21 protein-coding genes are annotated in these 21,913 nt (G+C 65.0%); 13 read left to right on the top strand and 8 right to left on the bottom strand.

Going from position 1 to position 21,913, the window contains the following annotated elements; translation table 11 throughout:
• The first annotated feature begins 26 nt into the window (after positions 1-26).
• From rfbB to rfbD, 4 genes are read left to right on the top strand one after another with little or no spacing between them, the layout of a single operon-like run.
• Positions 27-1,082, top strand: coding sequence for a dTDP-glucose 4,6-dehydratase (gene rfbB / locus ACOZHM_RS10150; protein ID WP_421569130.1), 1,056 nt, complete (start codon positions 27-29; stop codon positions 1,080-1,082).
• A gap of 14 nt (positions 1,083-1,096) precedes the next feature.
• Positions 1,097-1,984, top strand: coding sequence for a glucose-1-phosphate thymidylyltransferase RfbA (gene rfbA / locus ACOZHM_RS10155; RefSeq protein ID WP_421569131.1), 888 nt, complete (start codon positions 1,097-1,099; stop codon positions 1,982-1,984).
• Positions 1,981-2,538, top strand: a complete 558-nt coding sequence (gene rfbC, locus ACOZHM_RS10160; RefSeq protein ID WP_421569132.1) for a dTDP-4-dehydrorhamnose 3,5-epimerase — start codon at positions 1,981-1,983, stop codon at positions 2,536-2,538. Before rfbA ends, rfbC begins: the two co-directional genes overlap by 4 nt.
• On the top strand, positions 2,535-3,425 hold the full coding sequence (gene rfbD / locus ACOZHM_RS10165) for a dTDP-4-dehydrorhamnose reductase (protein ID WP_421569133.1): 891 nt from the start codon (positions 2,535-2,537) through the stop codon (positions 3,423-3,425). Before rfbC ends, rfbD begins: the two co-directional genes overlap by 4 nt.
• Positions 3,426-3,474: 49 nt before the next feature.
• Here rfbD and ACOZHM_RS10170 read toward each other — a convergent pair whose 3' ends face one another.
• Entirely contained in the window at positions 3,475-4,878 is a 1,404-nt protein-coding gene (locus ACOZHM_RS10170; protein WP_421569134.1) for a mannose-1-phosphate guanylyltransferase/mannose-6-phosphate isomerase, read from the bottom strand.
• Positions 4,879-4,889: 11 nt separating this feature from the next.
• Positions 4,890-6,239 carry a phosphomannomutase gene (locus ACOZHM_RS10175; RefSeq protein WP_421569135.1) on the bottom strand — a complete coding sequence of 450 codons (1,350 nt, stop codon included), beginning with the start codon at positions 6,237-6,239 and terminating at the stop codon, positions 4,890-4,892.
• Between the two features lie 141 nt (positions 6,240-6,380).
• Between ACOZHM_RS10175 and ACOZHM_RS10180 the strand changes: the two genes are divergently transcribed.
• Both ACOZHM_RS10180 and ACOZHM_RS10185 read left to right on the top strand, forming a co-directional pair.
• The gene (locus ACOZHM_RS10180; protein ID WP_421569136.1) at positions 6,381-7,115 is read left to right on the top strand and encodes a CoA transferase subunit A; all 735 of its coding nucleotides are present in this window, start codon (positions 6,381-6,383) and stop codon (positions 7,113-7,115) included.
• Position 7,116: 1 nt separating this feature from the next.
• Complete coding sequence (locus tag ACOZHM_RS10185; protein WP_421569137.1) at positions 7,117-7,743, top strand: CoA transferase subunit B; 627 nt, start codon at positions 7,117-7,119, stop codon at positions 7,741-7,743.
• A gap of 41 nt (positions 7,744-7,784) precedes the next feature.
• Here the strand turns inward: ACOZHM_RS10185 and ACOZHM_RS10190 are convergent, their stop codons facing one another.
• The 3 genes from ACOZHM_RS10190 to ACOZHM_RS10200 form a co-directional block, all read right to left on the bottom strand.
• Positions 7,785-9,839 (bottom strand): glycoside hydrolase family 99-like domain-containing protein, encoded by a 2,055-nt coding sequence (locus ACOZHM_RS10190; protein ID WP_421569138.1) that lies wholly within the window; start codon positions 9,837-9,839, stop codon positions 7,785-7,787.
• 114 nt (positions 9,840-9,953) lie between these two features.
• Positions 9,954-12,779 (bottom strand): rhamnan synthesis F family protein, encoded by a 2,826-nt coding sequence (locus tag ACOZHM_RS10195; protein ID WP_421569139.1) that lies wholly within the window; start codon positions 12,777-12,779, stop codon positions 9,954-9,956.
• A gap of 366 nt (positions 12,780-13,145) precedes the next feature.
• Positions 13,146-13,463 carry a hypothetical protein gene (locus ACOZHM_RS10200; protein ID WP_421569140.1) on the bottom strand — a complete coding sequence of 106 codons (318 nt, stop codon included), beginning with the start codon at positions 13,461-13,463 and terminating at the stop codon, positions 13,146-13,148.
• A gap of 575 nt (positions 13,464-14,038) precedes the next feature.
• Here ACOZHM_RS10200 and ACOZHM_RS10205 point away from each other — a divergent pair.
• The 6 genes from ACOZHM_RS10205 to ACOZHM_RS10230 all read left to right on the top strand — a co-directional run bounded on the left by ACOZHM_RS10205 (position 14,039) and on the right by ACOZHM_RS10230 (position 18,334).
• Complete coding sequence (locus tag ACOZHM_RS10205) at positions 14,039-14,590, top strand: hypothetical protein (RefSeq protein ID WP_421569141.1); 552 nt, start codon at positions 14,039-14,041, stop codon at positions 14,588-14,590.
• Between the two features lie 214 nt (positions 14,591-14,804).
• Positions 14,805-15,218 (top strand): hypothetical protein, encoded by a 414-nt coding sequence (locus tag ACOZHM_RS10210; RefSeq protein WP_421569142.1) that lies wholly within the window; start codon positions 14,805-14,807, stop codon positions 15,216-15,218.
• The gene (locus tag ACOZHM_RS10215) at positions 15,196-16,410 is read left to right on the top strand and encodes a hypothetical protein (RefSeq protein WP_421569143.1); all 1,215 of its coding nucleotides are present in this window, start codon (positions 15,196-15,198) and stop codon (positions 16,408-16,410) included. Before ACOZHM_RS10210 ends, ACOZHM_RS10215 begins: the two co-directional genes overlap by 23 nt.
• Positions 16,403-17,365, top strand: a complete 963-nt coding sequence (locus tag ACOZHM_RS10220) for a glycosyltransferase (protein WP_421569144.1) — start codon at positions 16,403-16,405, stop codon at positions 17,363-17,365. The genes ACOZHM_RS10215 and ACOZHM_RS10220 overlap by 8 nt, the downstream gene beginning before the upstream one ends.
• Entirely contained in the window at positions 17,349-17,741 is a 393-nt protein-coding gene (locus tag ACOZHM_RS10225; RefSeq protein WP_421569145.1) for a GtrA family protein, read from the top strand. The genes ACOZHM_RS10220 and ACOZHM_RS10225 overlap by 17 nt, the downstream gene beginning before the upstream one ends.
• Complete coding sequence (locus ACOZHM_RS10230) at positions 17,738-18,334, top strand: hypothetical protein (protein WP_421569146.1); 597 nt, start codon at positions 17,738-17,740, stop codon at positions 18,332-18,334. Before ACOZHM_RS10225 ends, ACOZHM_RS10230 begins: the two co-directional genes overlap by 4 nt.
• Here ACOZHM_RS10230 and ACOZHM_RS10235 read toward each other — a convergent pair.
• The 3 genes from ACOZHM_RS10235 to ACOZHM_RS10245 form a co-directional block, all read right to left on the bottom strand.
• On the bottom strand, positions 18,315-19,295 hold the full coding sequence (locus ACOZHM_RS10235) for a UDP-glucuronic acid decarboxylase family protein (protein WP_421569147.1): 981 nt from the start codon (positions 19,293-19,295) through the stop codon (positions 18,315-18,317). The two genes, ACOZHM_RS10230 and ACOZHM_RS10235, sit on opposite strands and share 20 nt — an antisense overlap.
• Positions 19,296-19,454: 159 nt before the next feature.
• Positions 19,455-19,757: a hypothetical protein gene (locus tag ACOZHM_RS10240; RefSeq protein ID WP_421569148.1), complete on the bottom strand. Its 303-nt coding sequence runs from the start codon at positions 19,755-19,757 to the stop codon at positions 19,455-19,457.
• 412 nt (positions 19,758-20,169) lie between these two features.
• Positions 20,170-21,156, bottom strand: a complete 987-nt coding sequence (locus ACOZHM_RS10245; protein ID WP_421569149.1) for a DUF4034 domain-containing protein — start codon at positions 21,154-21,156, stop codon at positions 20,170-20,172.
• A gap of 121 nt (positions 21,157-21,277) precedes the next feature.
• On the opposite strand from ACOZHM_RS10245, the gene ACOZHM_RS10250 reads away from it, so the two are divergent.
• On the top strand, positions 21,278-21,859 hold the full coding sequence (locus tag ACOZHM_RS10250) for an alpha-ketoglutarate-dependent dioxygenase AlkB family protein (protein WP_421569150.1): 582 nt from the start codon (positions 21,278-21,280) through the stop codon (positions 21,857-21,859).
• Positions 21,860-21,913: the final 54 nt, after the last annotated feature.

A 21,913-nucleotide genomic window follows, 5' to 3' on the forward strand; every position in this document is an offset into this window, starting at 1 on the left:
TGGAAACATGAACAGGAGAACGGGTAGTGCCCACATGGCTTGTCACCGGCGGAGCCGGATTCATTGGCGGTAACTTTGTCCTCGAAGCCGTCGCCAAGGGCGTACGCGTCATCAATCTCGACGCGCTGACCTACGCGGGCAACCTGAAGACGCTGGCCCCGCTGGAGGGCAATCCCGACCACGTGTTCGCGCACGGCGATATCGGCGACCGTGAGCTGGTGGCGCGCCTGCTGGCCGAACACCAGCCCGATGCGGTGCTGAATTTTGCTGCCGAAAGCCACGTGGACCGCTCCATCGACGGCCCCGGCGCCTTCATCCAGACCAACGTGGTCGGCACCTTGGGCCTGCTCGAGGCGGTACGCGACTATTGGAAGGCGCTGCCGGCCGAAAAGGGTTCGGCGTTCCGCTTCCTGCACGTCTCCACCGATGAGGTGTACGGCACCCTGGGTGAGACGGGCAAGTTCAGCGAGACCACGCCTTTCGCGCCAAACTCGCCGTACTCGGCGTCCAAGGCTGCCTCGGACCATCTGGTGCGTGCGTTCCACCACACCTACGGGCTGCCGGTGCTGACCACCAACTGCTCGAACAACTACGGCCCGTACCACTTCCCGGAAAAGCTCATTCCGCTGGTGATCGCCAAGGCACTGGCCGGCGAACCGCTGCCGGTCTATGGCGATGGCAAGCAGGTGCGCGACTGGCTGTTCGTGTCCGACCACTGCGAAGCGATACGTACCGTGCTGGCCAAGGGCCAGGTGGGCGAGACCTACAACGTGGGCGGCAACTCCGAGAAGGAGAACATCGAAGTGGTGCACGCCATCTGCGCCCTGCTCGATGCACGCCGCCCGCGCGACGACGGCCAGCCGCGCAGCAGCCAGATCACATACGTGGCCGACCGCCCCGGCCATGACCGCCGCTACGCGATCGACGCAAGCAAGCTCAAGGACCAGTTGGGCTGGGAGCCGGCGTATACCTTCGATCAGGGCATCGCCTTCACCGTGGACTGGTACCTGGACAACCAGGAATGGGTCAACGGCGTGCTGGATGGCAGCTACCGCCTGCAGCGTATCGGCACTGCGGATTGAATCGAGGACCCAACATGACCCAGCGCAAAGGCATCATCCTCGCCGGTGGTTCGGGCACCCGCCTGTACCCCATCACCAAGGGCGTCAGCAAGCAGCTGCTGCCGGTGTATGACAAGCCGATGATCTATTACCCGCTCAGCGTGCTGATGCTGGCCGGCATACGCGACGTACTGATCATCAACACCCCGCATGAGCAGGCCCTGTTCCAGACACTGCTGGGCGATGGCTCGCAATGGGGCATGAACATCGAGTACGCCGTGCAGCCCAGTCCGGATGGCCTGGCGCAGGCGTACCTGATCGGCCGCGACTTCGTCGACGGCAAGCCAAGCTGCCTGGTGCTGGGTGACAACATCTTCCACGGCCATGGCCTGACCGAAGTACTGCGCAATGCCGACGAGCGCGATCACGGTGCCACCGTGTTCGGTTACTGGGTCAATGACCCCGAGCGCTACGGCGTGGCCGAGTTCGACAAGGCCGGCAAGGTGATCGACCTGGTCGAAAAGCCGGCCAACCCGCGCTCGAACTACGCAGTCACCGGCCTGTACTTCTACGACGGTAATGCCAGTCACCACGCGGCCGAACTGAAGCCGTCGCCGCGCGGCGAGCTGGAAATCACCGATCTCAACCAGCGTTACCTGCGCGAAGGCAACCTGCATCTGGAAGCCCTCGGTCGTGGCTACGCCTGGCTCGACACCGGCACGCACCAGTCGCTGCTCGAAGCATCCAACTTCATCGAAACCATCCAGACCCGTCAGGGCCTGCAGGTCTGCTGCCCAGAGGAAATCGCCTTCGGCCAGGGCTGGATCAACGCCGAACAGCTGGAAGCGCTGGCGGCACCGCTCATCAAGAATGGCTACGGCCAGTACCTGCATAAACTCGCGCTGCGCGGAGTCGTTCCATGAAAGTGATTGAAACCAAGCTGCCCGGCTGCGTGGTGATCGAGCCGGCCGTGTTCGGCGATGCCCGGGGCTACTTCTTCGAAACATGGAATGCCGAGCGCTTCGCCGCGCTGGGGCTGCCGGACCGTTTCGTGCAGAGCAACGTCTCGACCTCGGCCAAGGGCGTACTGCGCGGTCTGCATTACCAATGGCCGCGCCCGCAGGGCAAGCTTGTCAGCGTGCTGGAAGGCGAGGTCTACGACGTGGCCGTGGACATCCGCCGTGGCTCGCCGACCTTCGGCCAGTGGGAAGCCGTGGTGCTGAGCGCGGAGAACAAAAAGCAGTTCTGGATTCCGGAAGGCTTCGCGCATGGTTTCGCGGTCTTGTCCGAGCGTGCGGTGTTCAGTTACCTGTGCACGGAGGTCTATCTCAAGGACTTCGATGCCGGTGTGCGCTGGAATGACGCCGATATCGGCGTGGACTGGTCGATCAGTGCGCCCACGTTGTCTGCCAAGGACGAGAACGCGCCGTTCCTGAAGGACATTGCCGAAGACCGTCTGCCGGTCTTCGTGCCATGAGGGTCCTGCTGTTCGGCGGCAACGGCCAGCTGGGCCAGGAACTGCTGCGCGCGCTGGCGCCGCTCGGGACCGTCGTGGCGACGACCCGCAGTGGCAGCCTCGCCGACGGTAGCCCGTGCGAGGTAGCGGATTTCGATCAACCCGAAACCCTGGTGGCCGTGCTGGACCGTGTCCAACCCTACGTGGTGGTCAATGCGGCCGCGTATACGGCCGTCGACCGCGCCGAGGGTGAGCGCGACGCGGCGTGGCGGACCAACGCCGACGCGCCGGGAGTGATCGCGCGCTGGTGCGCTGCTGCCGGCGTACCTTTCGTGCACTATTCAACCGACTACGTGTTCGATGGGCAGGGCAAGCGCCCCTATGGCGAAGAAGATCCCACCGCACCGCTGGGTGTGTATGGCGAGAGCAAGCTGGCCGGTGAAGATGCCGTGCGCGCTGCAGGTGGCCGCCACCTGATCTTCCGCACCGCGTGGGTGTACGCCCCGCACAGCGCCAATTTCCTGCGCACCATGCTGCGCGTCGGGGCCGAGCGCGATGTGCTGCGCGTGGTTGCCGACCAGGTGGGCACCCCGACACCGGCAGCGCTGATCGCCGATGTTACCGTGCAGGCGCTGCAGCATCCCGCTGGCCTTTCGGGCACGTGGCACCTGACTGCGCAGGGCGAGACAAGCTGGCATGGGTTCGCCGAAGCGATCTTCGCCGAGGCCGTGGCGCAGGGGAAACTGGCCCGTGCGCCTACGGTGGAAGCGATCACCACGGCGGAATATCCGACGCCTGCAAAGCGGCCTGCGTATTCGCACCTGGACGTGGCCAGGATCCAGTCGGACTTCGGCATCGTGCTGCCAGGCTGGCAGGATGGGTTGAAGCGGGTGGTCGCACAGATCTAAACAAAAAACCCGGCAATGCCGGGTTTTTTGTTGGTTGCTACCGTGTAGGTCAGCTGCGCCCGTACGTATCCTCGAACCGCACGATGTCGTCCTCGCCGAGATAACTGCCCGACTGCACTTCAATCAGCTCCAGCGGCAGCTTGCCCGGGTTGCGCAGCCGGTGGGTCACGCCCAGCGGAATATACGTGCTCTGGTTTTCGCCCAGCAGAATCACCTCGTCACCGCGGGTGACCTCGGCGGTACCACTCACCACAACCCAGTGTTCGGCGCGGTGGTGGTGCATCTGCAGGCTGAGCGTGCCGCCGGGTTTCACCGTGATGCGCTTGACCTGGAAACGCTCGCCGTTGTCGATCGAGTCGTAGGCGCCCCACGGGCGGTACACCTTGCGGTGCCAGGTCGCTTCGGGGCGCGCCTCGGCCTTGAGCTGCGCCACCACCTGTTTGATCTCCTGCATGCGGTCGCTGCGGCCGACCATCACCGCATCGTCGGTCTCGACGACGATCACGTCATCCAGCCCCACCAGCGCAATCAGCCGCTCGCCGTAGGCGTAGGTGTTGCGGCAATCGATGGCGATGACATCGCCGTGGTGCGCGTTGCCGTCGGCATCCTGCGGCGACACATCGCGCAGCGCGGTCCACGAACCCACGTCGTTCCAGCCTGCATCCAGCGGCACCACCACGGCGTCTGCTGTCTTCTCCATCACCGCGTAGTCGATGGAGTCGGCCGGCACGGCCGCGAATGCGTCCTTGTCCAGGCGCGTGAAGTCGGTATCGCGCCTTGCCAGTTGCCAGGCATTGCGGCTGGCCGCGAGCATGGCCGGCTGGAACGTTTCCAGCTCGGCCAGGTAGCGCGAGGCCTTGAACAGGAACATGCCGCTGTTCCAGAAGTACTCGCCGGACTGCACATACTGCAGCGCAGTCTCCGCGTCCGGCTTTTCAACAAACCGGTCCACGGCGCGCACCGCGTCACCCGAGGAGGCCTTTATGTAGCCGTAGCCGGTCTCCGGCCCGGTCGGCACGATGCCGAAGGTGACCAGCTTGCCTTCCCGTGCGGCCGGCAATGCGCTGAGCACGGCGGCGCGGAAGGCGGCCTCATCGGCAATCACGTGGTCCGACGGCAGCACCAGCAGCAGCGGGTCGCCTTCCTCCAGCGTGGCTTCCAGCGCGGCCACGGCAATCGCCGGTGCCGTGTTGCGCCCGACCGGCTCCAGCAGGATGGCCTGCGGCTGCACGCCCAGCTGCTGCAGCTGTTCGGCGGCCACGAAGCGGTGTTCCTCGTTGGCCACCACCAGCGGTGCGCGCCCGGCGATGGGTGCCACGCGCTGCCAGGTGGCCTGCAGCATGGTCTGTTCGCCGGCCAGGGCCAGGAACTGCTTGGGGTAGGCCTCGCGCGACAGCGGCCACAGCCGTGTTCCGGAGCCGCCAGACAGAATGACCGGAAGAATATCGTTCATCGCGCTACGCCTCAGGATGCCTTGAGCAGCTGGGAAATCTCATCGGTGCGCTGCTGCAGCAGGGCGGCATCGCCACGCGTTTCCACGTTCAGCCGCAGCAGCGGCTCGGTGTTGGAGCTGCGCAGGTTGAAGCGCCACTGGCCGAAGTCGGCGCTGATGCCATCGGTATGGTCCAGCGCCGGTGCCTGCGCGGCATAGTGGTCCATCACGCGTGCCACGGCCGCCTTGGCGTCGGTGACCTTGAAGTTGATCTCGCCGCTGCAGGGGAACTTCTGCATGCGCGCCTCGACCAGGTCGGCCAGCGAGCGGCCGGACTCGGACACCAACGCGGCAATCAGCAGCCACGGAATCATGCCGGAGTCGGCATAGGCGAACTCGCGGAAGTAATGGTGCGCGCTCATCTCGCCGCCATACACGGCGTTCTCGCTGCGCATCTTTTCCTTGATGAAGGCATGCCCACTCTTGCACAACACCGGCTGGCCACCGGCCGCTTCAACCATTTCCACGGTGTTCCAGGTCAGGCGCGGGTCATGCACGATCTTGCCGCCGGGGTGGCGCGCCAGCGCGGCCTGTGCCAGCAGGCCAACCAGGTAATAGCCCTCGATGAAGCGGCCGGTGTGGTCGAAGAAGAAGCAGCGGTCGAAGTCGCCGTCCCACGCAATGCCGAAATCGGCCCCATGCTCGCGCACGGCCTGCGCGGTGAGCTCGCGGTTCTCCTGCAGCAGCGGGTTGGGAATGCCATTGGGGAAGCTGCCATCGGGCTCGTGCGCAATGCGCACGAACTCGAACGGCAGGTGCGGTGCCAGCAGGTCCACGATGATGCCGGCGCCGCCGTTGCCGGCGTTGACCACCAGCTTCAGCGGCTTCAGCGCGGCGCGGTCCACGTAGCTGAGCAGGTGCTCGATGTAGGCGCCCTTGTCCGGGTGCGACTGGATGCCGGCGCGCGGTTCGGCCGCAGGCGCGGTGTCGGCCTCGACCGCATCGGAGATCGCGAACAGGCCGGTGTCCGAACTGATCGGGCGCGCCTGCTGCTTGACCAGCTTCATGCCGTTGTAGTCCATCGGATTGTGGCTGGCGGTCACCATCACCCCGCCGGCGGCGTTGAGATGGTCCACCTGGAAGTAGACCTCCTCCGTACCGCACAGCCCGATGTCGAGCACCTCGCGGCCGGCGCCACGCAGGCCGGCGGCCAGTGCGTCCTGCAGCGCAGGGCTGGTCAGGCGTACGTCATGGCCGACCACGACGGTGCCCGGGTCCAGCTGCGCGGCCAGCGCCACGCCGATGCGGCGCGCCAGGTCTTCGTTCAGCTCGTCCGGCACCCGGCCGCGGATGTCGTATGCCTTGAATGCGGGGAGGGTCATCGTGAGTCCTATCCTGAGTCAGTGGGCAAGTTTAGCTGCTGTCATGTATGGGAATCGTTTTCAGCCTCGCTGGCGGTTTAGCCAGGGCTGCGTCTGGCAATGGCTACAATGGCGGCTTACATCAACGAGGTGAGGGCGTAGATGAGCAAGTCCCCAGACAACGGCGGTCGGCGCGGCAAGCGCTACGCCAGCGCCGCCGAGGCGCTGCAGGGCGTGGTGGCCGATGGCCAGACCCTGGCGGTCGGCGGCTTCGGCCTGTGCGGCATTCCCGAGGCCCTGATCGCCGCGCTGCGCGACAGCGGGGTGAAGGGCCTGACGGTGATCTCCAACAATGCCGGCGTGGACGGCTTCGGCCTGGGCCAGCTGCTGGAAACGCGGCAGATCCAGAAGATGATTTCGTCCTACGTGGGCGAGAACAAGGAATTCGAGCGGCAGTTCCTGGCCGGCGAACTCGAACTGGAATTCAATCCGCAGGGCACCCTGGCCGAGCGCCTGCGTGCCGGCGGCGCGGGCATTCCGGCCTTCTTCACCGCCACCGGCTACGGCACGGTGGTGGCGGAGGGCAAGGAAACCCGCGAATTCGACGGCAAGCACTACGTGATGGAAACCGCCCTGCGCGCCGACGTGGCGCTGGTCAAGGCGTGGAAGGCCGACGAGGCGGGCAACCTGGTGTTCCGCAAGACCGCGCGCAACTTCAACCCGGCCTGCGCCATGGCCGGCAAGCTGTGCATCGTGGAAGTGGAGCAGGTGGTGCCGGTGGGCGACATCGACCCGGACCAGGTGCACCTGCCGGGCATCTATGTGCACCGCATCGTGCACAACCCCACCCCCGAAAAACGCATCGAACAACGCACCGTGCGTGCGGAGGGCAACTGACATGGCATGGACCCGCGACGAAATGGCGCAACGCGCCGCCCGCGAGCTGACCGACGGTGCCTACGTGAACCTGGGCATCGGCCTGCCGACGCTGGTGGCCAACCACATTCCCGAGGGCGTGGACGTGTGGCTGCAGTCTGAAAACGGACTGCTCGGCATCGGCCCGTTCCCGACCGACGGCGAGGTAGACGCAGACCTGATCAACGCCGGCAAGCAGACCGTCACCGCGCGTGCGGGCGCGAGTTACTTCGGCAGCCATGACAGCTTCGCCATGATCCGCGGCGGCCACGTCAACCTGGCCATCCTCGGCGCCATGCAGGTCACCGACAACGGCGACCTGGCCAACTGGATGGTGCCCGGCAAGATGGTGAAGGGCATGGGCGGCGCGATGGACCTGGTGGCCGGCGTGCAGCGCGTGGTGGTGTTGATGGAGCACACCGCCAAGAGCGGCGAGCACAAGATCCTGCCCGAATGCACGCTGCCGCTGACCGGCGTGGGCGTGGTGGACCGGATCATCACCGACCTGGCCGTGTTCGACGTGACCGACGCCGGCCTGGTGCTGGTCGAGGCGGCGCCGGGCGTGAGCACGGACGAGTTGAAGGAAAAGACCGGGGTCAGCTTCCGCTGATTCGACCGGGTGCGGGTCCGCTCGCCTTGCTGGCGGGCGGATCAGCCGCGTTTGGCGTACGCGTAACCAGCGCCGTCCGTGGTATCCCCCAGCGTGGACACGCGGTACCCGGCTTCCACACAGATCGCGCCCAGTGCGCGCTCAAGAGCATGCGCCAGCGTGCCATCGATCTGGCCCTGTTCGGCCTCGAACGCGCTCGGCGGCAGGTGTGCATCCAGCAGCGGCCGTAGTGCATCCAGCCGCACCCAGAACATGCTGCCAGCGCTGAAGTCGGCCTCCAGCACGTCCTTGCGCAGCCCCAGCCGCACCTGCAGGCGTTGCAGTGTGGCGACATTGGCACCCGGGTAGTCGCGGACCGGCAGCAGGTGGCCGGCCGGTGCCAGCAGACCCAACTGGCGATCCGCCGCGAACATCGCCACCGCCTGCGCGCCGCGTCCTTCGTCCAGCAACTGCCGCAGCAGTTCCTGGCGCCATTGCGCCCCCTGCTGCATATGGGTGGAGCGCTTGGTATGCAGCTTGAGCACCACCGTTTCGCCCTGGTCCGCCAGCCGGTTGGCCACGTGCAGGAACGGCAGGATGTCGCGGCCGTGGTTGGCGAAGGTCATCACTTCGCCGGAAAGGCCCGAGGCCTGTAGCAGCGTCTCCACGCGGTCGCGATGCTCGCCGGCGGTGGTGATGATGAGCCGGCATTCCAGCGCGCTCGCGCGCACGTGTGCCAACAGTTCGCCCAGCTCCTCCAGGTACCACGTGTGGATCACCACGCAGGGTCGTTCAATGGGGGGCGTTATCGTCGGCGCATGCAGCGCCTGCCGCGTGGCCTCCAGGTACGCGTGGCCCAGCCGCATGTCCGGCTCCAGCACCGCGCCTTCGGCCCACTCGTTCCAGGCGTTGATGAATACCAGGCGCTGGTCCGGCGGCACCGGTGCCAGCCGTTGGTGGATCGTGGTCGAGAGCCAGTCGCGGTAGCCGCGTGGGGATGCGTGCAGGTACACGCGCCCACGCCCGGAGCGGCGGGCCTCGTTGTCCCAGCCGGGATTGACGCCGGGGTACAGCGGGTACTCCGGAAGCGCACGCGCGCCGATCTCGCTGGCCAGTTCGCGCCAGTCGCGCACGTCGCCGTGGAAGTCGGGGTTGATCAGGTACTGCTCAGCGGTGAGCGAGCGCGGGTTGCTCATGTTCGGCGGGAATTCGACCGCCGCATCGAAGTCGATATCACGCGGGTCGGGGCGCTCAAAGCCCTGCACGTAGGCCAGGTGGATCTCGCCGATATCGTGCTCGCGGCACCACTGCCGCCAGCGCTGCGCGGTGGCGCGCGCGTCGGGCAGCAGGTGCGGGCGGTACACCAGCAGCATCGGCTTGCCGTTCACCTTCAACGCACGGCGGTCGCGCAGGTAATCGGCCACATGCGCGATGAAGGCGATATCGTCTTCGGCACTGTGCTCCTGGGCGATCAGGATGTCGTCGCCGCGCCCGTCCCAGCGCCGCGCCCAGTTTTCATTGGCCCAGCACAGGCAGAACGGCAGTTCGATGCTGTCGTCGGCCAGCCACTGGCGCAGCGGCGACTCCAGCAGCGTGGTGCCGCTGAACCAGTAGTAGTAGAAGCAGAAGGCGCCGATGCCGTACTCGCGGGCCAGCGCGGCCTGGTCGCGCATCACCTGCGGGTTGCGCAGGTCGTAGAAGCCCAGATCGGCCGGCAGCCGCGGCTGCACATGGCCTTCGAACTGCGGCAATGCACGGCTCACGTTGCGCCATTCGGTGAAGCCCTTGCCCCACCACGCATCGTTCTGCGCGATGGGATGGAACTGCGGCAGGTAGAACGCAATCAGCGTGGCGGGCAGGGTCTCAGGCAGGGGCTCGGCCCGGTACGGCACATGCCCGATGGCGGCCTCATCGGCGCGTACCAGTGGGCGGCGCGCGCTGCCATCGCCTGCGGCGTCCACCCGGCCACGCGGCGGCGGTGGGATCCAGTCGGCGTGGCGGTCCATGAACCGGCCGCGCAGGCGGTCGCGCTGGCCGTCCGAGAGCGGCAGCGCCCGGAAGCCGGTGCGCAGCACCAGGTAGACCGCGGCGCGCAGCCGGTCCTTCAGCGCAGGCATGAACGGCAGGCCCCGGCCTGATCGAGCGCGGCAGCAGGCATTTAGAGCTCCGAGGTGACGTTAATAACGCCATTCTCGGGGTTTGACCGTGCGGCGGCAACCGGGCGGAAGGAGCTACCCCGTCTTGCCTGCGGAAACCGTGCCGCGACCGGTAAAGGCGTCTTCAGTACCCAGCAGGCCGAGTGGGGTGTGTGCATCCCACCGTCCGCTGCCAATGCAGTGCAGCGGGATCTGTACGCCCAGCGGGTCGAACTTCAACCCGGAAATGTCTTCGCCAAGCGCGGCACAAGCATGGTCGATGAATTCCAACGCACCTGCATGGACGTTGGCCAAGACCTCGATTCCCTCGGTGGACAGTTCAACGGGACCGAAGCGCGGCTGCAGTGGGGCGTTGTCTTCGCAGACAAACCCCTCGAATTGGCCGTGCGGCGCGGCCAGGAGGGACTCCAGCAGCAGGTCATAGGCAAGAATGCTTGAGCCGGGCTCGCCATGAGTGGTCCGTCCATCGGCATAGCGCGCATGAGCCCAGCCGCTGTCGGGCAATGCGAGCGCACCGTATCGCAGGGCCATGTAATAACCGCCCTGTGCAGCCCCTAGAATCCGTGCGAGGTTGCACTGGATACTGCCGGCATAGCCGATGTCCACCATCATTGCGGTGGAATCGCCGACGGTGGCGTGGTGATACACCTTGTAGGCCTCGCGCTGCTGGGCCGCCAGTGCCAGCAGGTCCGGCATTGCAGGAGCTAACCAATGCGCAACCTCATCGGACATCTCCGGCAAAAACACGCTCTGGTCCATGCGTTCCGGTGCATGCGCCCGCACCGCCTTCGCCGCCATATCGCCTAGTCGCGCGCGTAGAAATGCGTCGAAATCACCGTTGAAGGTTCCTTGGACCAGCCGCGAAAGATCGTGTTCGTCGAACAACGAAGGGAGCAGGGTGGCACGACGAGAGGCAAGGAAGTACCGGCCCGATATGGCCTGCGCCGTAGCGTGGGAAGGCTGCAACCGACCAAAGGCCTGCTGCAGCAGGTACCCTTCACGGCTCAGGAACAGAAGGGTAGTGACGCCGTTTTCCCGTGCCGCGTTGATCGTGGCAAGCAGGAAGTCCAGCACCAGCGGACCAAGCACCACGTAACCCAGTGTTGCGGCATCGAGTGTCGGCGGCCCCTGCAGGCGCCTGGGCGTTGTATCTGCTACGCCCGCGAATCGATTGGCGAGCAACCCGCGCCAGAGCTGTTCCGGCCAGGGCGCGCGCGCGCCCTGTGGATGCCGCAGTACCCGCAGCCCAGGCACGATGTCGAACAAGGCAGAAGGCCGCAGTATATGTGCCGGCGCGATCAGTCCTGCCTGCTGCGGTAGCTGCACGTCGGAATGTTCATTGTCACCAATATGCAGCCAGCGACCGTCCGCGCGTCCCGCTTCGTGGGCGACCTGTTTCCAGGTGGCGATACTGTCCTTGCGACGCCCGGTTTCACAGGATATCCGCCAGTGACCGATGTCCCGAACCACGGCTGCAGGCAATACCGCCTGCATGTCGTCCCGCGACAGGTACATGTCTGAAAACACGCACAGGGGGTGCGCCCCAACGCGTTGCAGCGCCGCCAGCACCCCTGTGCGCGGCTGCAGCAGGGCTTGCTCGTGTGCGCGTTCAAGGTCCGCAAGCGAGGTGGCGTCCAGGTCGGGGTGCGCAATGTGCTGTGCAAGCAGATCATGGATTTCGGCCAATGCCGGGTCGCGGCCGAGTCGCGCCCGCAGCGCGGCCTCGGCGTCATCGCGCTGGGTGGCGAATCGCTCTATGCCGAAGCGCTGGTGCAGCCGCCACGCGAGGTGTTCACGCGCGGCAGCCGGTGTCAGGAAGGCGCGGGTGACCAGCGTGTCGAACACGTCCACGGTCACCAGCTCCGCTTCCAGCGAAGCCATCTGCAGCCGCTCAAAAACATTGGCGTCCAAAGCGGATGCTGCATTGCGCTGTCCCTCTACCGGCAATGCGAGGCGGCCATCTGCTGGCAGGATGCCCAGCCTGTACCCTTGGTGGCGGGTGACGGTGCCCAACAGACGTTCGACTGCGTGCTGCAGCGTACCGTCGATCTGTCCGTACTCGACCGGGAAGTCCTCCAGGCGCAGGCGGAGGTCATATAGCGGGCGCAATGCAGGGACGCGTGCCCAGAACATCGAGCCTGCGGGGAAGTCGATGTACCGCTGCCGATCCATGACGATGCCCATGCGGTTGGCCAGCGCTTCACAGACTTCTGCGTTGCTGAGCAGGGTATGGCCCCACAGCGGCATGCCTACGTGGCTCTCGGGATAGACCATGCCAAGCTCTTCGTCGGCTTGGAACATGCCGAGGATCCACGCCAGCCGTTCGGAAGAACCGAACAGGCTGTCGAGTAGATACCGTCGCCAGTCGATCTGCTCGCTGCCGGTATAAAGCGATTTCTTGGTGTGGATATGCCCGACAAGATCCAGCGACAGGATCTCATCATGGAACGCGACCAGTAGGGGCGCGATGTCGCGACCACGGTTCTCAACGCGTTTTACGACCAGACGGGACAGGTTGGGCAGCGCGCCGAAGCTCAGCCGTGCGAGCGCTTCGGCATCCGCATCCACAACCGATACCAGGAGGTCAAACGGGACAGGTAGCAACGACAGTGCTGCTGCGAATTCTTCGATCAAATCGGGATAGTAGACGTGCGCCATCACGCCAACCCGAAGGTTGAAAGCGCCCAGAGGCACAGGGTCCATGAGCGTCGGTGCATCGAAAGGCTCGGCTACCGGGGTGTGTACCGTGCTGGCCGAACGCAAGCGGCCGACCAGACCGCTCAGACCCATGGCCCGGACGACTCGCAATGCACGCCGCAGGACCAACCACAGACCGGCGGCGCCGCCGCCATGGCGGGCAATCGAGCGCCTGGCCGTGGCCACGTAGCGACGAAAGCTCAACGCCTTGTCCCCCGGTTGTGAAACGCGTTCTGTCGTACTGCTTCACGCATGTGGGCATCGGCCATCCACATGCCGCGCAGTTTGATGCAGGGGATCATGAAGCAAGGCATCCGGTATTTTCCTCCACGCAGCGTTCGGGCTCGACGCCACACCATGCGCCCCGCGTGACAGTACCAACAGCAGTCCTTCGCTGTTGGTATGCGCATCTTCGTCGACGCCACTTATGGATATGACGTAATGGGCATTTGCGGCGCCCGAAAGGGTTGCGGGATGGGCATGCCACGAAACAACGTTGAATATGAAGCTCGGGCTGCTCTACCCGATACTGAGCCGATTGCGGCGAAGCCCGAGGTGACGGTTATGGCGTCAAGTTCGTTGTATCGCGCGGGGTGCCTGAAGCCGATAACGCCTGCGTTTGATCGGCCGCAACGCAACCGACACCGCCGGGTCGGGCATGCGCAACAGAATGGCACCCTCGTAGACTTCGACCTTCAGGCGGGTGCCCGCCGCGATCCCTGCCTCGCACAGCCACATGCCACGCAGTTTCAGGCAGGGAATGAGCAGCTCGCCGGGCTGCGGCTGTTCCGGCCCCAGACGGCCCACCAGCACGCTCTTGGGCGTGTGCCAGTGGAAGGTGACGCGGGGCGCGGTGGCGGTGGAAGCATCTTCGTCATGGGAATGCATGGTGGCGCTCTCCAGAGAATCTCCCTCGCCGGGATGGCGAGGGATGTCGGGAGGTTGAAAGCCGTTCACAAGCGCACGGTGCGACGTATTTCCGCGAGGGTGTTGTATTTCGCCACCCTCCCGACGCAGAACGCAAAGACTACTTGTGAGGAGCTTTCAAACTCCGAGTGTTCACCTTGCGTACGCTGCGACGGTAGCGGAAGTTGGTTGTATCTGTTGAAGCACGCGGGTTCGTTGATGCCATCAATAGTGGTGGCGCGATCAACTCGATCGATGCCTGGAAGCGTTACGGAGCAGTGCAACTCTCGAAGGGCGGTGGTTCCTGGTGGGAGGGGCTTTGGCTGCTCCACCTTGGAAATGAATGATGGTCGCGATGGCGTTTATGGCACTCGATGCGCGGTTTTGCGCGTGCGGCGCAAAGGCAACGGCCTGGCACGCGTCATCTGTCGTCCCGGCACGTCTGATCGAACTTTTCTATATGAGTAAGCGGAGCTACGCAGGTCTCAGTTTGTCGCGTACCGGATGCCTAAACTCAGCCCGCGCATTTCGCGCACCAATCTATGGAGAGGGCTTGAGTGAACAGGATGCTTATCGTGGGTTCGATCATGGCGGCATTGGCGGGGAGCGGTTCTGCGTCTGCGCAGGAGTCACTCTATTTGGGTGGAAGTGACAGCATTCAGCGCGGCGCGAGCGTCGGGACGTCATCTGTACCAGCAGGTGCTCAACTAGTAGATCTGGAACGCTGGTTCGGTCGAAATATCACCTTCTCGGTACGTCCTGCACCGCCGTATCAGACGCATCCGGGCAGGCGTCAAGGCGTGCTTGGCTTCATCTCCAGCACGCCCTTCCCGGGAGGCGCGACGCTTTACGGATGCATGGCGAATGACTACAGCGACCGGTTTACGTCACGCGAAGCAAACTGTGAGGGGCACTTGCCTATGCCTCAGATTCCAATTACCGGTTACGTAGCGGCGATCCAGCTTCCGGGTACTGTTCCGTTGTACCGCTGCATGCGGGTGGGTGGGCTTCCGTCGGGTCGCTGGGGAGACCATTTCGACACCACAGACGCAAACTGTGAAGGGAAGCCAGCCGTGTTCAACGGGATTTTGGGCTACATCTGGCAATAGTCGGGCTTGCCGACATCGGCGGGAACGTTTCTGAGGCCTTCCCGCCGAATTGCATGCAGCGGTCGGGGCCGTAGTCGCTCGGTAGGCACCCCCAGCTGCGTGACGTAGCGGAGCAATGTTGCTTCCAGCCACGCAGGGCGTGGCTCTACGCCAACGCCCGTATGGCGCAATGCTAGAATTTCCGGCTTGGCCTTGGTAACTCTGGAATGCTGCCGTGATAAAGCCCAGGAAGGGGAACCCCTCCGTTCTGCAACGTTGGCTGGCCGGTCTGGTGATCGGGGCGGCGCTGGTAGTGGGGCTGCGCGGCATCGCCAAAGACGTCGATTTCAGCGGATCGCTGCTGCGCCAGGCGTTTGTTGCCGACGCCGGCTGGACCGAGTCGGTGCCGCCCGAAGTGGTCGAAGCCCGCGAGCTGCTTCGGCACGAGCCTAGCGGCGAGCCGGTTGCACTGGCATCGGGCCTCTGGGAAGACCCCTTGGTGCGCGAGCGCCTCTGGGACGGGCTGTACCCGCGCCGTGTGCATTGGGCCGACAAGGGCCTGATGCTCTGGCGCGCGCCCGGGCCCCAGCAGCCCAACTGCACCGAAATCGCAAGGAGTGAGCGCATTGTTCTCGTTGACTGCCACTGACGCGGGCGCCCGCCCGGCGCTGGGCATGCTGGCCGGCGTGCTGCTCTGTTATGCCTTCGCCGCGTTCGGCTGGGTTGGGCTGCCGGCGCAGATCGCCTTCATCGCCGTGCTGCTGTGCGCGCTCTGGTCGCTGCTGGCCCTACGCGACGGCCGCGCGGCCTGGATGCTGGGCATCGTGGCCGTGCTGCTGGTCCTCGCCCTGGGCAGCCCCACCGACGAATGGGACCCGCGCTCGATCTGGATGCTGCACGCCAAGCGCATCTACCTGGAGGGCTCGCTGTACGCCCAGCTGGACGGCTATGCCATCTTCAGCCACAACGACTACCCCTCGCTGCTGCCGCTGTGGTCGGCCACGTCGGCCAAGGTAGTCGGCCACTGGAACGAGATCTTCCCCAAGGCTGCGGCCACGCTGCTGCTGTTGCCGGCGCTGCTGCTGATCGCGCGCAGCCTGCGCACGTGGTGGGCCGCCGGGCTGTTCGCGGTGGCCGTGCTGGAAGTGGGCGGCCGGTATCTGGTTGACGGGTACATGGACGCGTTCCTGGCCGTTTACGCGGTTGCGGCCTTGGCCGTGGCGATCCAGCCGCGCAGGGACGCCGCCGAACGGCCGTGGTTCAACCTCGCCGCGTATGCGGCGCTGTCGGCGGTGCTGACGCTGATCAAGAACGAAGGGGCGGTGCTGGCCATTCTGGTCGGCGTCGTCGCGGTGGCGACCCTGCTGCTGCGCGACCGCCGCATGCCTTGGGCGGTGCTGGCCGCGTTCGCCGTGTCGATGCTGCCGCTGGTCGCGTGGAAGCTGGCCGTGGCCGGCGCCGACCTGGGCAACGACCTTGCCCAGAGCGATCTGAAGGGGCAGCTCCTGGCGCGCCTGCCCGACCTCGCACCGACCCTGCTGATCCTGAAGGCCCTGCTGCGCAGTGCCGTCTGGGTACCACTGGTGCTGCTGCTGGTACTGTGGACTCGCACCTGGCGCGTGCCCGCCGCCCGGGCCGGGCTGGCTGTCGCCGCGGCCTACTTCGGCGTGCTGTTCATCGTTTACCTGAGTACCCCGCACGACCTCGCGTGGCACCTGGCCACCAGTGCCAAGCGCGTTGCGCTGCCGGTGCAGTTGCTGTTGATGTACGCAGTGGTGATGGTACTGGACCAGTGGAAACAGGCCGCCCCGCGCAATGCTGCAGGAGAACAGAATGGTTGAGTCCAGCGAGTCGTTCGTGGTGGTGACACCGGTCTATGAGGACCACGTGGCCTCCACCCGGTTGTTCACCGAGCTGGCGCGCCTGTATGGCGACCGCGTCTTCGTGGTGGCCGTGGACGACGGCTCCATCCGCGAACCGGTGCAGCCGTTCCAGCTGTCCGGTTCCGGGGTGAGCGGCGTGGTGCTGAAGCTGCGCCGCAACGTCGGCCATCAGAAGGCCATCGCGGTCGGTCTGGGCTATGTGGAAGAGAACCTGCCGGATGCCACGCGGGTGATCGTGATGGATTCCGATGGCGAGGACCTGCCCGAGACCATCGCCACGCTGCTGGACGCGGTGCGCGACGAGGCGGTCGACGTGGCGGTGGCGCGGCGCCGGAGCCGGGTGGAAACGCTGCGCTTCCGCGCGTTCTACGTGGTCTACAAATTCATCTTCCAGCTGCTCACCGGGCGCACCATCAGCTTCGGCAACTTCATGGCGATCAAGGTCAGTGCGCTGCACCGGCTAAACGCGATGCATGAGGTCTGGACCCATGTGGCCGCCGGCCTTATCGCCAGCAAACTGCGCCTGGCGGTGTGCCCGATCGACCGGGGGCCGCGCTACGCCGGGCAAAGCAAGATGAACTTCGTGGGGCTGACCCTGCATGGGTTCCGCGCGCTGATGGTGTTCGCCGAAGATGTGCTGGTGCGGGTGGGCCTGATGTGCGTGCTGGTGTCCTCGGCCTCGATCGTGCTGGCCGTGGTGGCCACCCTGCTCAAGCTGGCGGGCTACGCCACGCCGGGCTGGTTCTCGATGGCGCTCGGGGTGCTGTTCCTGGTGTTCCTGCAGACCGGCACGCTCACCCTGATGACGCTGATGCTCAGTGGCATCGTCCGCGGCACCATCCAGAAGCCGGGTGCCTACCGTGAATACCTTGCCGGTGTGATCGAGGTTCCCGCCGATGTCGCGCAGCGCTGATATCCGCCAGCTGCTGCGTTACGTCATCAATGGATTGGTGGCGACGGGCGTGCATTTTGCGGTGCTGACCCTGCTGGTCGAAGTGGTGCATGTGCCTTCAAAGGGCGTGGCCAATCTGTTGGCGGCAGCGGTGGCCATCGGTGTGTCCTTCCTGGGCAACCGGTTCTTCGTGTTCGCCGCCACGCAGGCGCGCGCCAGTGGCCAGCTGTGGCGGTTCGTGCTGCTGTATGCCGCCATCGCGCTGGTGAACGGCGGGTTGATGGCGTTATGGTCGGACCTGCTGAAGTTCGATTACCGCGTGGGCTTCGTGCTGATCAGCATCATCCAGTTCATCCTTTCGTTCCTGGGCAACCGCCTGCTGGTATTCAAACCATGAAAACCCTGCGCAACGCACTGCTGCTGACCGCCGTCTACGTGATGCTGCTGCTGGGCATCCATTTCCTGCACGTGCGTTTCTTCAGCGTGGACGTGGTGTTCTACGCAGCGATGGGCGATGCGCTGCTGGCAGCCGTGCTGACCGGGCTGTTGCTGCTGATGCCGGCGCTGCGCCGGTTCACACTGACAGAGAAAGTGCTGCTGGTGATGGTGTGGCTGCTGGGCGGCTATGGGTTCGCCATTTCAGTGCCAACGGTGATCGACCGTTCGCTGTCGTTCTACATTCTGGAAAAGCTGGACCAGCGCGGCGGTGGCATCCGCCAGGACGCCTTCCAGGATGTGTTCACGAAGGAATACATGGTGGAACACCGGCTGGTGGACGTGCGGCTGACCGAACAGGAGAGCTCGGGCACCGTGCGCATTGAGCACGGCTGCGTGCTGCTCACCGACAAAGGCCGCCGCGTGGCGGCCATGAGCCGCTTCTACCGCCAGCATTTCCTACCCAAGCAGCGCCTGCTGCTCGGCACATACTCCGACGACCTGACCGACCCGTTCCGCCACAGCCGCCAGGACGTCACCTACCACTGCCGGTGATGCCGTCACCCAAAAACCCATCAAAATACGCAATCGTCCGCCGCAACCCATCCTCCAGCTTCACCTGCGGCTCCCAGCCATCCAACCGGCTCTTGGCCAACGTGATATCCGGCTGGCGCTGCATCGGGTCGTCCTGCGGCAGCGGCTTGAACACCAGCTTGGAACCGGAGTTGGTCAATGCGATCACTGTTTCTGCCAGCTCGCGGATGGTCATCTCGGCGGGGTTGCCCAGGTTGCACGGCCCGGTGAAATCGGTGCCGGTGGCCATCAGGCGGATGAAGCCTTCAATCAGGTCGTCCACGTAGCAGAACGAACGCGTCTGCTGGCCCTCGCCGTAAATGGTGATGTTCTCGCCGCGCAGCGCCTGCACGATGAAGTTGGACACCACGCGCCCATCATTGGGGTGCATGCGTGGGCCATACGTGTTGAAGATGCGCGCCACCTTGATGTCCAGCCCATGCTGGCGGTGGTAGTCGAAGAACAACGTCTCCGCGCAGCGCTTGCCCTCGTCGTAGCACGAGCGCGGCCCGATCGGGTTGACGTTGCCCCAGTACTCCTCGCGCTGCGGGTGCACGCTCGGGTCACCGTAGACTTCGCTGGTGGAGGCCTGGAAGATCCGGCAGTTCAGCCGCTTGGCCAGCCCCAGCAGATTGATCGCGCCATGCACCGAGGTCTTGGTGGTCTGCACCGGGTCATGGCTGTAGTGGATCGGCGAGGCCGGGCAGGCCAGGTTCCAGATCTGGTCGACCTCGATGTACAGCGGGAAGGTCACGTCGTGGCGCAGGAACTCGAAGTTCGGGTTGCCCAGCAGGTGCGCGATGTTGCGCTTGCTGCCGGTGAACAGGTTGTCCGCGCAGACCACCTCGTGGCCCTGCTCAAGCAGGCGCTCGATCAGGTGCGAGCCGAGGAACCCGGCACCACCGGTGACCAGGATGCGCTTGCTGCTGTCATGACTTCTCATTGCGGGTTCTCTGCCTGTAGGCGGCGTGGTCCAAGCGGCGGGCGCAGGAACCGTGCATGCCGCTGATCATGCTGGGGGAGGGAGGATTGTAGGCCAATGGCGCCCAGTCGTAGAGCGACGCCATGCGTCGCTGCTTTCCGGGCCCGAACCGGCAGACGCTCACCGCAGGGACTGCAGCCGATAGCGCCGGCGCTTGAGCGGCCGCAGCGCGACTGACACCGCCGGATCGGGAACGCGCAGCAGAATGGCGCCGTCGTAGACCTCCACCTTCAGGCGGGTTCCGGCCGCGATGCCGGCATCGCAGAGCCACATGCCGCGCAGTTTCAGGCAGGGAATGAGCAGTTCGCCGGGTTGGGGCTGATCCCGGCCCAGCCGGCCGACCAGCACGGTCTTTGGCGTGTGCCAGTGGAGGGTGATACGCGGGGCGGTGGCGGGGGAGACTTCTTCGTCATGGGAATGCATGGTGGCGCTCTCCAGAGAATCTCCCTCGCCGGAATGGCGAGGGAGTCGGGAGGCTGAAAACCGTGCAGCAACATTCGGTGCGGCGTATTCCCACGAGGGTGTTGTATTTCGCCACCCTCCCGACGCAGAAGTCCAACTGTCGCTGCGGAGTTTTCAGACTCCAGGGCTCACCATGTGGCCACTGCAAAGGTAGCGGAAGTTGGTTGTATCTGTTGATGCATACAGTCGCCTTGACGGCATCAATAGTGGTGACGTGATTTACCCGCCACCGGTTGGAAACCGTTGGTGGGCACCGGCTCCGCAGAATGCGATGTGATTAGCAGTTTGGCGGGCTGTCCGTCATTCCGAGGCTCCCACGACGCAATCGTTGATGGCGCTTATGGCATCGACTGCGCCGTATCGCGCTCGACGGTCATTCCGACATCGCCCATTCCAGGCAGTTTTCATGCGCCGCGAGGTTTTCCCACGCCTCCTTGTCCGGCGGCGCGGTGATCCTGCCCATGAGCTCCCGGGTCTTGGGCTTGTCCAGCGCGCCACAGGCGAACATGGCGAAATTCTGCAAGTTCCAGTCCGACGGGTACTGCGCCAGTACGTCATCGATGCCGTGGCGCATCAGCGTCCAGTCGACGAACGAGTCGGTGAAGAAATCGCGCCCGTAGTAGAACTGCGACGCAACCCAATAGATGCGGGTATACAGGGCGGCACGCTCCTTGCGCGGCACCTTCTTCAGTGCGCCCTGTGCAAAGGTCTCGATGGCCTCGGCGCTGCCGCCCCATTTGGGGGTGAAGTTGCTCACTGCGGCGAAGTAGAGTGGATAGAAACGCGGATAGCGGTTGGTGGCTTCATCGAATATCGCCATGAAGGCGGCATCATCTACGCTGCTGCGTTGCGCCACCAGTAGCGAGAGCTCGTACCAGTAGGGGTCCCGCATGCCGACGGTCTTGTTTTTCTGGAGAAACTCTCCCGCCTCTGCGTTCAGGGCTTTGAACACGGCCCAGCGTTCCTGGGGCACGGTGCGGGCATATCCACTTCCACGATGGCTCCAGGCCGCGTTGACCAGCAGCTTTGCTCTCACCAGCCGCGCTGTCGGCGAGTCCGGGTACGCCTCAAGCCAGGCGTTCGACAGCTCGCTGCGGCGCTTCCAGACGTCGGGGTCCTGGTCGCGGGTGCTGAAGACGTCCGATACCCCGTCGTAGTATTGGGTCAGCTTCCAGACGCCGCTGCTCGTGCGCGCTTCCGTACGCCGGTACTCCTCAGCCAGCTGCTCCAGGCGTGCGAAATCTCTTGCGTCCATGAGGGTGCGGACGTTGTCCATGATTGCCGCGCGCTCGGCGTGCTCATCGGCGTGTACCGGCATTCCCCATAGACAGCCTGCGAGCAACACCAACAGCACACGCATGTTCCGAAACATCGACATCGCACCCTCCCTGTGATTGATCGCCACCGAGTGTAGCCGAGACCCGAACGGCCCGCGCCACGTCGCGGTCCCAGGTGATCCAACGCCATGCTAGCGTTCGGTCATGGACCTCCATCTTCCCGATGCCTCGGTGCACTGGCACCGCCACTGGTTGGCCGCTCCGGCTGCGGATGCGCTGCAGCGCCAGCTGCGCGGCGAGGTCCCGTGGGAGGTGCACAAGATCCGCATGTTCGGGCGGCAGGTGGATTCGCCCAGGCTGAGCTGCTGGATGGGCGACCCGGCCGCACGCTATCGCTATTCGGGCACCGATTTCGTGCCGCATGCCTGGCACCCGGCGCTGCTGCCCCTGCGTGATGCGCTCGCCGAGTTCTGCGGGCAGGCCTTCAACAGCGTGCTGCTCAACTGCTACCGCGACAACGACGACGGCATGGGCTGGCACAGCGACAACGAGCCGGAGCTCGGGCCTACGCCGGTGATTGCATCATTGAGCCTCGGTGAGGCGCGGCGGTTCCTGCTGCGGCGGCGTGATGACCACGCGCGCAAGGCGCAAGTGACCCTGGGCCACGGCGATCTGCTGGTGATGGGGGGGCGTACCCAGACCTTCTATCAGCACGCTTTGCCGAAAAGCGCGCGGCCGTTGGCTGAGCGTATCAACCTGACGTTCCGCTGGATCAATGGTGCTTGAAGGCCGCGGATGTCTGACGAGCGGCTTCGGTTGGGGTTCAACGTCGGTCGGCAA

It is taken from the genome of Stenotrophomonas sp. PD6 (assembly GCF_049199305.1).
Lineage (GTDB): Bacteria > Pseudomonadota > Gammaproteobacteria > Xanthomonadales > Xanthomonadaceae > Stenotrophomonas.

Coding starts and splice junctions, on each gene's coding strand:
- rfbA (WP_421569131.1), top strand. CDS start 1,097: ATGACCCAGCGCAAAGGCATCATCCTCGCCGGTGGTTCGGGCACCCGC.
- rfbC (WP_421569132.1), top strand. CDS start 1,981: ATGAAAGTGATTGAAACCAAGCTGCCCGGCTGCGTGGTGATCGAGCCG.
- rfbD (WP_421569133.1), top strand. CDS start 2,535: ATGAGGGTCCTGCTGTTCGGCGGCAACGGCCAGCTGGGCCAGGAACTG.
- ACOZHM_RS10170 (WP_421569134.1), bottom strand. CDS start 4,878: ATGAACGATATTCTTCCGGTCATTCTGTCTGGCGGCTCCGGAACACGG.
- ACOZHM_RS10175 (WP_421569135.1), bottom strand. CDS start 6,239: ATGACCCTCCCCGCATTCAAGGCATACGACATCCGCGGCCGGGTGCCG.
- ACOZHM_RS10180 (WP_421569136.1), top strand. CDS start 6,381: ATGAGCAAGTCCCCAGACAACGGCGGTCGGCGCGGCAAGCGCTACGCC.
- ACOZHM_RS10185 (WP_421569137.1), top strand. CDS start 7,117: ATGGCATGGACCCGCGACGAAATGGCGCAACGCGCCGCCCGCGAGCTG.
- ACOZHM_RS10190 (WP_421569138.1), bottom strand. CDS start 9,839: ATGCCTGCGCTGAAGGACCGGCTGCGCGCCGCGGTCTACCTGGTGCTG.
- ACOZHM_RS10200 (WP_421569140.1), bottom strand. CDS start 13,463: ATGCATTCCCATGACGAAGATGCTTCCACCGCCACCGCGCCCCGCGTC.
- ACOZHM_RS10220 (WP_421569144.1), top strand. CDS start 16,403: ATGGTTGAGTCCAGCGAGTCGTTCGTGGTGGTGACACCGGTCTATGAG.
- ACOZHM_RS10225 (WP_421569145.1), top strand. CDS start 17,349: ATGTCGCGCAGCGCTGATATCCGCCAGCTGCTGCGTTACGTCATCAAT.
- ACOZHM_RS10230 (WP_421569146.1), top strand. CDS start 17,738: ATGAAAACCCTGCGCAACGCACTGCTGCTGACCGCCGTCTACGTGATG.
- ACOZHM_RS10235 (WP_421569147.1), bottom strand. CDS start 19,295: ATGAGAAGTCATGACAGCAGCAAGCGCATCCTGGTCACCGGTGGTGCC.
- ACOZHM_RS10240 (WP_421569148.1), bottom strand. CDS start 19,757: ATGCATTCCCATGACGAAGAAGTCTCCCCCGCCACCGCCCCGCGTATC.
- ACOZHM_RS10245 (WP_421569149.1), bottom strand. CDS start 21,156: ATGCGTGTGCTGTTGGTGTTGCTCGCAGGCTGTCTATGGGGAATGCCG.
- ACOZHM_RS10250 (WP_421569150.1), top strand. CDS start 21,278: ATGGACCTCCATCTTCCCGATGCCTCGGTGCACTGGCACCGCCACTGG.